This is a genomic window from Streptomyces sp. NPDC093600, from assembly GCF_044764755.1.
GTDB lineage: Bacteria > Actinomycetota > Actinomycetes > Streptomycetales > Streptomycetaceae > Streptomyces.
The window spans coordinates 26,989-40,541 of sequence record NZ_JBIWIU010000014.1 but is presented as its reverse complement, the minus strand read 5'-3'; the positions used below and the strand labels follow the sequence as shown (position 1 = coordinate 40,541).

Below are 13,553 nucleotides of genomic sequence, written 5' to 3'. Positions count from 1 at the left end.
TCCTAGGTTCGGCATCGCGGGTTGTCGATGCATTCACATGAATGTACTGTGGCGCCGCGATACCAACCTATTCATGCGCATGCATGGAACTGGCTCTATGAAGGAGACGTGGTGGCCGAGCAGACGCTGGCACCCCAGACGACCGAGCAGGAAACCGCGCCGGGCCCCGCCAAGGCCCCCTGGAGCACCATGGTGGTGGTCGGCGTCGCCCAGCTGATGGTCATGCTGGACTCGACCGTGGTGAACGTGGCGCTGCCCTCGATCGGCACCCAGCTTCCCGCCGACCAGTCGGCCTTGCAGTGGACCATCAGCGCGTACGTCCTGATGCTCGGGAGCCTGCTGCTCTTCGGTGGCCGCGTCTCCGACGTCTTCGGGCGCCGCCGCACCTTCCTCACCGGCCTGACGATCTTCGCCGCCGCCTCGGTGCTCTGCGGCATCGCGGGCAACCAGGAGCTCCTCGTCGCGGGCCGTGCCATCCAGGGCGTCGGGGCCGCGCTGCTCTCCGCGGCCGCGCTCTCCATCATCCTCGCCGTCTACCAGGACGAGGAGCAGCGGAAGATCGCACTGACCGCCTGGAGCGGCCTCGGCGTGATCGGCGCGACCATCGGCGTCGTGCTCGGCGGCCTGATCGTCACTGCGATCAGCTGGCGCTGGGCCTTCCTCATCAACATCCCGGTGAGCATCGCGGCCTTCATCGGCGCTCTGCGCAGCATGCCGGCGCTCGGCGCGAGCACCCGCCGCAAGCTGCGGCTGCCCTCGGCGATCGTGGCCACCGCCGGTCTCGCCGCCCTGTCCTACGGGCTGATCCGTCTGCACGAGGGCTTCGGCGACCCGACCGCCTGGATCAGCATCGCCGCCGCCGCCGTCCTGCTCACCGTCGTGACCTTCATGGAGCTCGGCAAGAACGACCCGCTGCTGCCGCTGCACCTGCTGCGCAAGCCCACGTACTGGCTGTCCAGCGTCGGCCTGCTCCTGGTGGCCAGCGTGATGATCAGCAGCTCGTTCCTGGCCAGCATGTACTTCCAGCGCGTCCACGAGATGAGCGCCTTCGTCACCGGACTCTCGCTGCTGCCCATGGGCCTGGCCGCACTGGTCGTCGCCCTCGTCGCGCCCTCGCTCGCCAACGCGCTCGGACTGGGCGGGATGTACATCGCCGGCGCCGCCCTCCAGCTCGTCGGTACGGGTGTCCTGGCCACCGGCACCGACAGCATCGCGCTGACCATCGTCGCGCTGACCGTCATCGGCGCCGGACTGCCCGCCTGCTTCGTCCCGCTGTTCGGCATCGGCACGTCACACGTCAAGCTGGAGGAGTCCGGCGTCGGTTCGGGCCTGCTGAACACCTTCAACGAGACGGGCGCCGCCCTCGGCATCGCCGTGATCGGCACCGTCCTCGCCACCTCGGTCGACCACCGGATGGGCGCCGGCGACTCCGTCCAGGCCGCCACCACCTCGGGCGTCGGCAGCGGCTTCCTCGCCCTGGCCGTGTGCTCCGGCATCGCCATCGTGGTCGCCTTCGCCCTGCGCGCCCTGACCCGTACCGCCCAGCCGGCCGAGGCCGCCCAGGCCTGACGCCACCCCCGGGGCCGACCGGCACCGCCCCCTCCAGAGACCGCTTTCCGCACCCCCCGCCCGTGGGCTTGCAGCGTCTTCCGCTGCAAGCCCACGTCGCGTTCTCCGGCCCCGCCTCCGCTGTCGAACACCGTGTTCCACAAGCCCGAAGGACAGCTGATTACCGGTCATTGGGCCGCTGATTCTCTGTGGGTGGAGGAGGCTTTGAGTTCGTGGACAGGGGGCGCGAGGGCTGGGTAAGTTCATTATCGCTCGACTGTTCGACGCAGGGGGAAGGGCCGTCGGCGGTATCCGCCAGGCCCGTATTCCGTCCGCTGCGTACGTTCCGTCCGCCGGGAGTCGCCAGAATTTCATCCGCGATTCACCGGACGCCGGTCGACCCTCGAACTCTCACACCCTCACACCCGATTCCACCCCTCGAACGCGAAGGAATTCGCATGGCGATTTCGACCGAAGAGGTCTCCACCACGCTGTCCGCGGCCGCCCAGGCCGCGCCCGCCTGGCAGGCCGCCGGTGCCACCGTCCGCTTCGTCATCTCCGAGCCGCAGGCCGAGTTCACCCTCGACCACCAGGGCGCCCTCACCGACGCCGAGCCGACGCACGTGCTCAGCATCCGGTCCGCCGATCTCGAGGACCTCACCGCGGGCCGCCGCACCTTCCTGCGGACCGTCACCGCCCGCAAGGTCGCCTGCCGCGGGCCGGTCATGCAGACCTTCGCCGTCGGGCAGGCCCTGACGACCTTCACCCTCCAGGGCTGACCTCCTACCAGGAACCGGTAATCACCATGACGTACACGCACAACCCGGCCGACCACCCGCTGCTCGACTCGTCCGAGGCGGACTTCCTGCGCGATGTCGTCGCCTTCGCCCGCGAGGAGGTCGCACCCGGCGCCGCCGAGCGCGACAGCATCGAGAAGGGCCAGCTGGACTGGGAGACCGTCCGCAAGGGCCACGCCCTCGGCCTGCTGCGCATGGCCATCCCCCGCGACTTCGGCGGCCTCGGCCTGAGCCAGCTCGGCATCGCCCTCACCCTCGAGGAACTCGCCGCCGCCGACCCCGGCATGGCGCTGGTCTTCGGCGCCACCGGCCTCTTCCAGACCCCGCTGCTGATCTGCGAGAACCCGCGCCTCCAGGAGAAGTACCTGCCGGCCTTCCTCGGCCCGGACCCGGTCCTCGCCTGCAACGCCGTCGCCGAACAGCTCAACGGGACCGACCTGGTGCTTCCGCAGCAGGCCCCGTACGCCCAGGACATGACCAGCGCCCGCCGCTCCGGCGGCGAGTACCTGCTCAACGGCACCAAGCGGTACATCACCAACGCCCCCGTCGCCACGTACGCCACGATCATGGCGAACCTCGACGACTCCGGCTCCACCGGCCTGACCTGCTTCGTCACCGAGCTGGAGCAGGACGGCGTCACCCGCGGCGAGATCCACGACAAGGTCGGCTACCGCACGGCCCCGGCCGGCGAGCTGATCCTCGAGAACGCCCGCGTGCCCGAGGAGAACGTCATCGGCGACGAGCGTGGCGGATGGGACCTCAACGTCGCCATCGGCAACCTCACCCGCGTCACCTGCGCCGCCGTCTCCACCGGCATCGCGCGCCACGCCCTCGACCGCGCCGTCGCCTGGGCCGGCACCCGCCGCCAGGGCGGCCGCCTGCTCTTCGAGCACCAGATGTCCGCCCGCAAGCTGGCCGACATGTCCGCCCGCGTCTCCGCGGCGCGCGCCCTCTATCTGGACGCCGTGCTCAAGGCCGACACCGTCATCCCCACCCCCGCCTACGAGCCCGCCGTCGCCAAGCTGGTCGCCGACCGCGCCGCCATCGACAACGCCGACGCCGCCATGGGCCTCATCGGTGCCGCCGCCTTCCAGCGCGAGGACGGCATGGACCGGGTGCTCCGCGACGCCTACGGTCCGCGGATCTACGAAGGCAGCCCGGAGGCGCTCGCGCTGGTCATCACCGGCGAGCTGTTCGGCGTGCCGGAGGTCCGGTGACCACCGCCACCGTCGACTCCTACCGGGAGCGGGTGCTGCGGGACACCGCGGACATCCGGCTGCCCGGTCTGGACACCGACCTGATCGGCGAGCCGCTGTTCCGCTCCGTCAGCCCCGAGGGCCTGCTGACCGTCACCGTGCGCGGCGCGCAACTGCCCTCCGCCCACCTGGAGGACGTGTACCGGTTCCGCCTTGCGCAGTACCTCAAACGAGGCTGGGTCAACGAAGAGCTGGCCGCCGCACGGCAGTTGACCGGCGAACCGCACGACGCCCAGGCGCTGCGCGACTTCCACACCCTGGTCGTCGAGGCGGACACCGGCCGGCTCCGCGGCTACGGCACGCTGGCCTGCACCCGCGACGCGGAGGGCACCCTCCTCGGCGACGACGGCCACCTGCCGTTCGTCGTCGAGCGGGACTACCGCATGCGGCTCGCCGACCACCTCGGCCCCGCCACCCCGGCCGCCCGGGTGTGGGAGGGCAAGCGGCTGGTCCGCGACTACGCCATGGAACGCTCCCAGGCCGCGGTCTCCGTGCCCTGGTGGGTGTACCGCGGCTGGGCCGAGGGATGCCTGCGCGCCCTGGCGGAGGGCGGAGCGGCGATCGTCGGCGACGGCAAGCCGAACGGCGCCATCCACCAGCTCACCCTCCTCGGCTTCCGCAGCCGGACCCTGGACATCCCCACGCAGCCGGTGGACCCCGGCGACCTGTTCGCGCCGATGTGGGACCAGCACCAGCGCTCGTACCCCTTCATCCTCACGGACGGCGAAGCCCTGCGCCCCACGCTGGCCCATCTCGACGCGATCCTCGCGTCCGGGGAGGCCGGCTCGGTCGCCGCCAGGCTCACCGCGTTCCGGGAGGCCCGAGCATGAGCGCGAGCACCCTGCCCGACGTGGGCACCCCGGCCGAGGCCCGCGAGCTGGACGAGGAGAGCTTCTACGCCTCCCTCACCCAGCGCAACCGCGGACTGATCCCGGCCCGACTCCAGGAACAGATCCGCCACGCGCCGCTCCTCATCGCGGGCTGCGGCTCCATCGGCGGCGCCACCGTGCAGCCACTGGGCCGCATGGGATACCGCGACTTCGTCCTCGCGGACGTCGGCACGTACGAACTGAACAACCTCAACCGGCAGCACGCCACCGTCGACGACCTCGGCCGCAACAAGGCCGAGGTGGGCGCCGACGCCCTGCGCGCCATCAACCCGCACGTACGGGCCGAGGTGGTGACCGAGGGCATCACCCGGGAGAACGTACGGGAGCTGGTGCGGCGGGCCGAGGTCATCGTGGACGGGGTCGACGTGACCACGTCCTCCGGACTGCACGCCAAGATCGCCCTGCACCAGGAGGCCTGCCGCCAGCGCAAGCCGCTGGTCACCGGCTGGGACATGGCGGGCATGCTGGCGGCCCAGTGCTTCGACTACCGGCTGGTCCGCCGCATCTTCGACGGCCAACTGCTGGCCGAGGACGCCGAGCGGCTGAGCACCTGGGAAGTGATCTTCCGGATCGCGCCCCGCGGGCACATCCCGGGCGAGATGTACCGCGAACTCCGCCAGGGCCTGGGCCGGCCCGACTACAGCGTGCCGCAACTCACCGAGGCGGCGACCCAGTTCGGCTCGCTCGCCGTCCACATGGTCAACCAGCTGGTGGCGGGTGAGGACGTGCCGCGCACCGTGGCCGTCGACGTCCACCAGGTGGCGATGACCCCCGGGCGGCGCGCCGTCGACCGGGTCACCCGCCACTGGGAGAAGGCCCGCTTCCTGCGCCACCTGCCGCTGGACCAGGCGTGGCGCGGGTTCGCCCCGGCGGCCGCCTACCGGATCAGCCGCCGTTCCGCACCGTCCGTCTGACGGCGCACGCAGAGCACCGGAGCCCGGAGAAAACGGAGCGCGGAGAAATGGCGCGCGGAGAAAACGGCGCAGAGAAAAACGGCGCAGAGGGCAGAGCGCAGAACGCAGAGCAGAGAGCTCAGAGAAGGAAAAGCATCACATGAGGAAAGAATTCGCGTACGCCGACGCGCGCGCGACCGGAATGGTGCTGAGCGAAACCGAGGCCGGAATCATCGAGGCCGCCGCGATGAAGATCGCCGCGGAATACGGAGGATTCTCGCTGCACAGCACCGACCTGCTGCACACCGTCGAACTCGCGGCGGCCGCATTGCCGAGCGCGGTCCGGCGCGCGCTCATCGCCTTCCGCGACGAGAGCAACACGAGCGGGACCCTGCTCCTGCGCGGCCTCCCCGTCGGCACCCTGCCGCCCACCCCGGACCACCCGGCGGGCGAACCGGCCTGGACCGAGGTCGCCGTGGCGACCCTCAGCCAGCTCATGGTGATGTCGGTTCTCGGCCGGTCCATCTCGTACAGCGACGAGAAGGACGGCAACCTCGTCCAGGACGTCAGCCCCAAGCGCGGCGCCGAGACCCGCCAGGAGAACAGCGGCTCCATCCTGCTTGAGCTGCACACCGAGGACGGCTTCCACCCCGCCCCGCCGCACTTCCTGAGCCTGATCTGCCTGCGAGGTGACCGGGACGGAGTCGCCGCCACGGTCACCGCCGGCATCGGCGACGTGCTGCCGGCCCTGGACGCGGCCACCATCGCCACCCTGCGCCGCCCCGAGTTCCGGACGAAGTTCAGCAGTTCCTTCGTACACGACACGGACGAGCTGGTGCTCACCCGGCCGATGCCCGTGCTCTGCGGTCCGGAGGCCAGCCCCGACCTGCGCGTCGACTTCCACGGCACCATCGGCACCACCCCGGCGGCGAAGGCGGCACTGGCCAGGCTCGAGGACGCCATGCTCGGCGCCCTGAAGGGACTTGTGCTCGAGCCGGGCGAGCTGATCATCCTCGACAACCGCCGCACGGTACACGGACGTACGGACTTCACCCCGCGATACGACGGCCAGGACCGCTGGCTGCGCCGCTCGTTCGCGCTCGCCGACCTGCGACCGGTGCGCTCGGCCCTCGGCGAGGGCCGCAGCCACCAACCGGTCACGCCGCGCCAGCGCACGGCCGAACTGGCCACCGCGAGCTGACCACGGCGGGCGCCCCTCAAGAGGGCGCCCGCCCCACCGCCCCACGCCACCACCATCCCGCCCGACGGAGGAACCACCATGAGCGCAGACCTGCGTGCCACCCTGACCCGGATCGTCGTCGAGGACCTGGAGGCCGACGCCAGCGCGCTGACCGACGAGTCCACCCTCGCCGCCCTCGACCTCGACTCCCTCGCCATCGCGGAGCTCGTCATCCGCATCAAGGAGGAGACCGGCGTCGACCTCGGCAGCGAGGAGACCAGCATGGGCGAGCTCACCATCCCCGCCCTGGCGGGCCTGGTGACCACAGCCTTGGCCGGTGAGCGGTCCGCATGAGCACAGCGGCCATCGCCGTCACCGGTACGGGCATGATCACGCCCGTCGGTACGGACACGGACTCGACCTGGGACGCCGTCCGGCGCGGGGACACCCGCGCCGGGCTGGCCCCGACGCCGGGAGTCTCCCATCCCATCTGGTGCCGCACCGTGCCGCCGTTCGGCAGCGAGCTGCTGCCCGGCCGCGGCACCGCCAACCTGGACCCCTTCGTCCGCTTCGCGCTCGTCGCCGTCGACCAGGCCATCGCCGAGTCGGGCCTCGACCCCGCTTCCTGGGACGGCGGCCGGGTCGGCATCGTCGTCGGCTGCGGCCTGGGCGGCGCGGCCACCCTGAGCACCGCGCACGGCCGACTTGCCGAGCGCGGCCCGGACGCCGTGTCCCCGTACGTCCACCCGCGTTCGCTCATCAACATGGCGGCGGGCATGCTCGCCATCCGGCACGGGATCACCGGCCCCAGCCACACCGTGGTCGCGGCCTGTGCCTCGGGCGCGGTGGCGATCGGCGTGGCACGCGACCTGATCCGGGCCGGCACCTGCGACATCGTGATCGCCGTCGGTACGGACGCCGGTGTCGTGCCCGTGATCGCCGCGGGGTTCGCCGCGATGGGCGCGCTCACGGACAGCACGGCGGAGGACGCGTCACGGCCGTTCGCCGCCGACCGCTCCGGCTTCGTCCTCTCGGAGGGCGCGGCGGCCGTGGTCCTGGAGCGGGCGGACGCCGCCGCGGCCCGGGGCGCCTCCGCCCTGGGCCGGATCCTCGGCTACGCCTTCACCACCGACGCGCACCATCCGGTCGCCCCGCATCCGGACGCCGTCGGCGCCGAGCGGGCCGTCCGGTCCGCGCTCGCCGACGCCGGGCTGACCGCGCGGGACGTGGACCACGTCAACGCGCACGGCACCTCCACGCCGTACAACGACCGCAGCGAGGGCCGGCTGATCGGCCGGCTGTTCCCGCACCGGCCGAGCGTCACGGCGAACAAGGGCCTCCTGGGCCACAGTCTGGGCGCGGCGGGTGCGATCGAGGCCGTCCTCACTCTGCGTACGCTCGCCACCGGCATCGTCCCGCCGATCGCGCACACACCGGCCGCGGACCCGGAGCTTGCGGAGCTGGACCTGGTGCTGCACAAGGAGCGCCTCGCGGAGCCGGCCGTGGCGGTCAGCCACTCCTTCGGCTTCGGCGGCTCCAACTGCGTTCTGGTGATGGGCTCATGAGCGAAGGCCGGACCTCCGCCGTACTGACGGGCCTGGGCACCTGCCTGCCCGAGCGGATCGTGACCAACGAGGACCTGGCGGGGCGTCTGGACACCTCGCACGAGTGGATCCACAGCCGTACCGGCATCGCACGCCGGCACGTCGCGGATCCCGGGACGAGCACCGCCGACCTGGCGGCGGCCGCCGGACGGGCCGCCCTGGAGTCGGCCGGCCGATCCGACTGCGACCTGGTGGTGGTGGCCACCACCACCCCGGACCGGGCGTGCCCGGCGACCGCCCCGGCGGTCGCCTCCGCCCTCGGGCTGACCGGCGCCGGGGCCTTCGACCTGTCGGCCGTGTGCTCCGGATTCGTCTACGGGCTCTCGGTCGCCGCGGCCATGATCACCGCGGGCACCAGCCGGAGCGCCCTGGTGATCGGCGCCGAACGCTACTCGGCGATCGTCGATCCGGAGGACCGCGGCACCGCCGTCATCTTCGGGGACGGCGCGGGCGCGGTGCTGCTGGAGGGCGGCGACGCGGATGTCCCGGGGGCCGTCCTGCGCACCGAACTCGGCAGCGACGGCACCGGGAACGAGCTGATCACCGTTCCGCCCGGCGAGCGGTATCTGCGGATGCAGGGCCGCGAGGTGTACACCCGGGCCGTACCGACGATGGTGGAGTCCGCACGCCGGATCGCGGAGTCCGTCGGGTGGCGGCCGGAGGACATCGACGCCTTCGTCGGCCACCAGGCCAACCTCCGCATCCTGGAGTCGGTCGCCAAGCGGCTCGGCATGCCCCCCGGGGGCCTCATCACCAACATCGAGGACGTCGGCAACACGGCCGCCGCCTCCATCCCGCTGGCCCTGGCACAGGCGGCGGACCAGGGCCGTCTCCAGCGCGGCGACCGGGTCGTCCTGACCGCCTTCGGCGGCGGCCTGACCTGGGGTTCGGCAGCTCTCCACTGGCCGGACGTCCGCCCGGTCCACCGCTGACCCGTTCCGCGGCACCCGCTCCATCAAGCCCCGCCCCACCCCCGCGCCGGCCCTGCCCCGGGGTGGGGCGGTCCCCGACGAAAGGAAGCCAGCCGTGTCCCCGTCCGCCCCTGCCCAGGCCCCTGCCCCGGAGGACCGCTACGACCGGTACCGGTGCTTCCTCGACTCCGGCGTCGCGGCCTCGCGGACCGCCACGCACTGGATCCCCTTCCCCACGGTGTGGGTCATCACCGGCCCGCTGGACGGCAGGACGGACGGCGGGGACCGATGACGTATGAAGGGGTGACGTAGGAAGGGATGACGTAGGCCGGAGGAGGAACCGGCGAGCCGCCCGAGGTCAGGAACGCTGGTCGTCGCGCGTGGCCCGTTCGGCCTGCTTCTCCTTGATCCGCACCGTCTCCTTGCGGACCTCGGCCTGGACGGCGCGCTCCTTCTGGAGCCACTCGGGGTTCTCCGTCTTCAGCGCCTCGATCTGCTCCGTGGTGAGGGGCTCGGTCACTCCGCCGCGGGCGAGGCCCGAGATGGAGACTCCCAGCTTGGCGGCGACCACCGGGCGGGGGTGCGGGCCGTCGCGCCGCAGGTCCCGCAGCCACTCGGGCGGATCGGTCTGCAGCGCACTGAGCTCGGCACGGGAGACGACACCCTCCTGGAACTCGGCGGGGGTGGCCTCGAGGTACACACCCAGCTTCTTCGCCGCCGTGGCGGGCTTCATCGTCTGGGGGCTCTGGTGCGACTTCATGAGGTCAAGGGTATCGAGCATGTGCGCTACCTCCGACCACGACCGGTAACCTGGCGGGGTGACAGGCTCGGAAGAAACCCCATCGTTCCGGCTCGCGTACGTCCCGGGGGTGACGCCCGGCAAGTGGGTGCGGATCTGGAACGAGCGCCTGCCCGACATTCCGCTTGACCTCGTGCCCGTGGCCGCCGCCGAAGCCCCCGACCTCCTGCGGAGCGGCGGCGCCGACGCCGGGTTCGTACGGCTGCCGATCGACCGGACGGACCTCAGCGCGATCCCGCTCTACACCGAGACGACGGTCGTCGTGGTCCCCAAGGACCACCTCGTGGCCGCCGCCGACGAAGTGGTCCTTGGGGACCTCGCCGACGACATCCTGCTGCACCCCCTGGACGACACCCTGGGCTGGGAGCGCCCGCCGGGGCGGCCGGCGATCGAGCGTCCGGCCACGACGGAGGACGCCGTCGAACTGGTGGCGGCGGGCGTGGGGCTGCTCGTCGTCCCGCAGTCGATCGCGCGTCTGCACCACCGCAAGGACCTCACGTACCGGACGGTGACGGACGCCCCCGAGTCGCGGGTCGCGCTGTCCTGGCGGGAGGACGCGACCACCGACCGGGTGGACGACTTCATCGGCATCGTCCGGGGGCGGACCGTCAACAGCACGCGCGGCCGCGCCGGAGCCACCGCCGATCCGAAGGGCAAGCGGGCCGAGAAAGCCAAGCCGACCGGCAAGACGGCCGGTAAGCCCGCTGCCCGGTCGACCGGCAAGACGGCCGGGAAGAACACCCGGGCCCGCTCCGGCGGCCCCGCGGCCGCCAAGCGCGGCAAGCCCCGCCGCCGCTCGTAAGCCGCCGGTGGTAAGCCGCCGGTCGTCAGGGGACAGCGGTACGCGGTACCGCCGTACGGCGCAGACCGGCGCGGCACCGTGAGTTCACCTCCGGTGTACCCGTGCACCGCCTGCTGATCGGCTTCGGGTCGCCCGGCTCGGCGGTAATGGCGGTCGGTCCGTGACGTGAACCGGGCCCTCCGTACATCCGCGCGCCGCGCGACGCACCCCCCGGAGGACGCGTGCCCCCTGCTGCCGAGACCGTGACCGCCAGGAGCGAGGGCGCGCGGAGCGAGGGCGAGCGGCCCGGCCCAGGGGGAGGGGCCGCCGGGAAGCGGCCCGGCGGCCGCGCCCGGCGGTGGACACGAGCGGCCCGGCACAGCGCCCGCCTGCGAGCGGCGACCGGCGCGGCCCTGCTGACCTGCCTCGTCTTCTGCCTCGGGGGAGCCCTGGCCGGCAGCCGTCCGTTCGGCCCCACCACCCGCAACACCGTCGACCTCGGCCAGCAGTACCTGCCGTACCACGCGTACTGGCGCAGGCTCCTGCTCGGCGACACCGACGGCGACCTGTTCCTGAACTGGAACTCCGGCTTCGGTTCGAACTTCCTCGGCGACTACGGCACCTATCTGTCCAGCCCGTTCGATCTCATGGTCGTCCTGTTCCCGGCGGACCGCGTCGAACTGGCCCTCTACGTCATCACCGCCGCCAAGATCACCGCCGCCGGTGCGGCGATGGCGGTGCTGCTGCTGAAGCTGCGCCCCGGTCCGTGGCCGGTGGCCGCCGTCCTGGGAACGGCGTACGCGCTCTGCGGCTGGACCCTCAACTTCGCCGCCACCGTGCCGATGTGGCTGGACGGGCTGCTTGCGTTCCCGCTGCTGTGCCTGGTCGGCGAGTGGGCCCGCGCCGGGCGCCACGCGGTCCTCGGCCCGCTCGTCGTCGCCCTGACCTGGTTCGCCAACTTCTACACGGCCTACATGGCGACCGTCGGCGCGGCCGTCGTCCTCGCCGTCCGGCTGTTCACCGCGGACGACACCGGACGCCGGCGCCTGGCCGGTCTGCTGCGCGCCGCCCGTGGCGTGGTCGTGGGCATCGGCCTCGCGGCGCCGCTCGTCCTGGTGATCTTCACGGCCACCCGGGTCGCGGACCCCACTCCCGAGGTGACCTTCACCGCCGTGCCCTGGACGGAGGTGTTCGCCCGACTGCTGCCCGCCACGGCGAGTGTGGCGTCCCCGGCCCTCTTCATCGGCACCCCCGCCCTGGCGCTCGCGCTGACGCTGCCCTTCAACCGCGCGGTGGCCCCGAGGGCCCGTATCGGCTGGACGGCGGCGATCTGCCTCGTCGCGCTCTCGATGCAGTGGGGACCCACCCATCTGCTGTGGCACGCGGGCGCCTCGCCCAACGGCATTCCGTACCGTCAGAGCTTCGTGCTGTGCGCGCTGTTGCTGATCGCGGCCTGGCTCTCCACGGCCCAGGGGCTCCCGCGCCTGCCCGCACTCCTCGGTGCCGGAGCACTCCTCGCCGCGATGGTGTTCGCGTCGCGGGACAGCGTCGTCATCGACCGCTGGAGCCATCCGGTGTTCGGCGCCGCTCTCGCCGTCGGCGCGCTCGCCGCGGCCGGCGTCCTGGCCGCCCGCCGCTACGGCACCGGCGCCCGCGCCCTGCCCGCCCTGGCCGTCGTGCTCCTGGTCCTGACCCAGGCCGGCGAGACCGCGATCTCGGGGGGCCGAATAGAGCGGCAGCAGCTGAGCAAGGTCTCCTGGGCCCCGCCGCTCGGCCCCTGGCACGCGGACATGGCACGGGCGACCGAGGCGGCGGACGCCTGGCCGCGGTACCGCACGGACCCCGGCGAGGTGCCGGGCGGCAACGACGTCCTCCTCGTCGGCGGACAGGGCGCCGACTACTACAGCAGCCTCACGGCGGACGTCACCTCCCGTACGCTCTCCTCCCTCGGCTTCGGCTTCTACGCCAAGGGGCGCCATCCGGTCAGCCTGGACAACCCCGTCACCGACGCGATCTTCTCCATAGGCACCCGGATGCGTTCCATACCTTCGGAACCCCTGCGCACCGACAGGCCGCCGCGGGCCACGATCAGCTCCACCGACACCCCCGTACCGCCCCTGGTCACCGTCCGCGAGGACGTACGCCTCCATGAGCGCGAGGCCGCCTTCGGCGACTCCGCCTTCGCCAACCAGGAGTCGCTGCTCGGCGCCGACGTGTACGACGAGCCGGCCCCGTCGCGGCGGACGGGCGGAGCCGACGGCGAGGTCACGCTCACGGCCGCCTGCCCCGCCGGTTCCCAACTCTGGTTCTGGGCTCCGCGACACCACGGCACGGCGGCGCTCGCGGGACAGCCACCCGTGGACTTCGCCGGCAAGCTTCCGTCCGTCCTCGCCCCCATGCGGCCGCTCGGCACCGTACCGGCGTCCGGGACGGTACGGATCGACCTGCGCGCCACCGCCCCGGCCGAACCGGTCCTGCCGTCGAAGCCGGTCGGCTGCCTCGTCCGGGAGCGGCTCGACGCGGCCGTGCGGCAGGCGACGGCGACCGGGGCGACCGAGGTCCGCGCCTCCGGCCACGCCTTCTCCGCCGAACTCCCCGCCGGCAGCACCGGCACCGCCGTCGTCGCCGTGCCGCGCGTCTCCGGCTGGCGCTGCGCGTCCGGGGACGCCGAGCCCACGCCCGCCCGGCGCCATCTGGGCCTGCTGGCCGTACCGCTCGACGGCACGGCCACGTCGATCCACTGCGTCTTCCGGCCGCCCGGCCTCCGCGCCGGCGGCGCGATCGGCGCCGTCGCTCTGCTCTGCCTCGCGGCCATCGGACTCCGGCACCGGTTTCCGCGCAGGACGCGAAGAGTTCACCCGGAGTGCACACCCGGCTCGACCGAGCGGAATTGA

At 72.7% G+C, this 13,553-nt stretch carries 13 protein-coding genes; 12 read left to right on the top strand and 1 reads right to left on the bottom strand.

The genetic code is table 11. The features are described from left to right. Positions 1 to 111 precede the first annotated feature (111 nt). From ACIRB4_RS27620 to ACIRB4_RS27575, 10 genes are all read left to right on the top strand, one after another. Positions 112 to 1,569: an MFS transporter gene (locus ACIRB4_RS27620; protein WP_403294907.1), complete on the top strand. Its 1,458-nt coding sequence runs from the start codon at positions 112 to 114 to the stop codon at positions 1,567 to 1,569. Between the two features lie 437 nt (positions 1,570 to 2,006). After that, positions 2,007 to 2,327: a hypothetical protein gene (locus tag ACIRB4_RS27615; RefSeq protein ID WP_403294906.1), complete on the top strand. Its 321-nt coding sequence runs from the start codon at positions 2,007 to 2,009 to the stop codon at positions 2,325 to 2,327. A 26-nt stretch (positions 2,328 to 2,353) separates the two neighbouring features. Continuing rightward, entirely contained in the window at positions 2,354 to 3,562 is a 1,209-nt protein-coding gene (locus ACIRB4_RS27610; RefSeq protein ID WP_403294905.1) for an acyl-CoA dehydrogenase family protein, read from the top strand. Continuing rightward, complete coding sequence (locus ACIRB4_RS27605) at positions 3,559 to 4,431, top strand: hypothetical protein (protein ID WP_403294904.1); 873 nt, start codon at positions 3,559 to 3,561, stop codon at positions 4,429 to 4,431. Before ACIRB4_RS27610 ends, ACIRB4_RS27605 begins: the two co-directional genes overlap by 4 nt. Then, positions 4,428 to 5,405, top strand: coding sequence for a HesA/MoeB/ThiF family protein (locus ACIRB4_RS27600; RefSeq protein WP_403294903.1), 978 nt, complete (start codon positions 4,428 to 4,430; stop codon positions 5,403 to 5,405). The genes ACIRB4_RS27605 and ACIRB4_RS27600 overlap by 4 nt, the downstream gene beginning before the upstream one ends. Positions 5,406 to 5,544: 139 nt before the next feature. Beyond that, the gene (locus ACIRB4_RS27595; RefSeq protein WP_403294902.1) at positions 5,545 to 6,585 is read left to right on the top strand and encodes a TauD/TfdA family dioxygenase; all 1,041 of its coding nucleotides are present in this window, start codon (positions 5,545 to 5,547) and stop codon (positions 6,583 to 6,585) included. 78 nt (positions 6,586 to 6,663) lie between these two features. Further along, entirely contained in the window at positions 6,664 to 6,918 is a 255-nt protein-coding gene (locus ACIRB4_RS27590; protein WP_403294901.1) for an acyl carrier protein, read from the top strand. Then, the gene (locus ACIRB4_RS27585) at positions 6,915 to 8,129 is read left to right on the top strand and encodes a beta-ketoacyl-[acyl-carrier-protein] synthase family protein (RefSeq protein WP_403294900.1); all 1,215 of its coding nucleotides are present in this window, start codon (positions 6,915 to 6,917) and stop codon (positions 8,127 to 8,129) included. The genes ACIRB4_RS27590 and ACIRB4_RS27585 overlap by 4 nt, the downstream gene beginning before the upstream one ends. Beyond that, positions 8,126 to 9,100 carry a beta-ketoacyl-ACP synthase III gene (locus ACIRB4_RS27580; RefSeq protein WP_403294899.1) on the top strand — a complete coding sequence of 325 codons (975 nt, stop codon included), beginning with the start codon at positions 8,126 to 8,128 and terminating at the stop codon, positions 9,098 to 9,100. Before ACIRB4_RS27585 ends, ACIRB4_RS27580 begins: the two co-directional genes overlap by 4 nt. A gap of 94 nt (positions 9,101 to 9,194) precedes the next feature. Continuing rightward, complete coding sequence (locus tag ACIRB4_RS27575; protein ID WP_403294898.1) at positions 9,195 to 9,371, top strand: hypothetical protein; 177 nt, start codon at positions 9,195 to 9,197, stop codon at positions 9,369 to 9,371. Positions 9,372 to 9,437: 66 nt separating this feature from the next. Here the strand turns inward: ACIRB4_RS27575 and ACIRB4_RS27570 are convergent, their stop codons facing one another. Next, positions 9,438 to 9,839 carry a DUF5997 family protein gene (locus ACIRB4_RS27570; protein WP_403294897.1) on the bottom strand — a complete coding sequence of 134 codons (402 nt, stop codon included), beginning with the start codon at positions 9,837 to 9,839 and terminating at the stop codon, positions 9,438 to 9,440. Between the two features lie 58 nt (positions 9,840 to 9,897). Between ACIRB4_RS27570 and ACIRB4_RS27565 the strand changes: the two genes are divergently transcribed. Beyond that, entirely contained in the window at positions 9,898 to 10,680 is a 783-nt protein-coding gene (locus tag ACIRB4_RS27565) for a LysR family substrate-binding domain-containing protein (protein ID WP_403294896.1), read from the top strand. A gap of 221 nt (positions 10,681 to 10,901) precedes the next feature. Then, a complete protein-coding gene (locus tag ACIRB4_RS27560; protein ID WP_403294895.1) occupies positions 10,902 to 13,553 on the top strand; it encodes a YfhO family protein in 2,652 nt (883 codons plus the stop codon).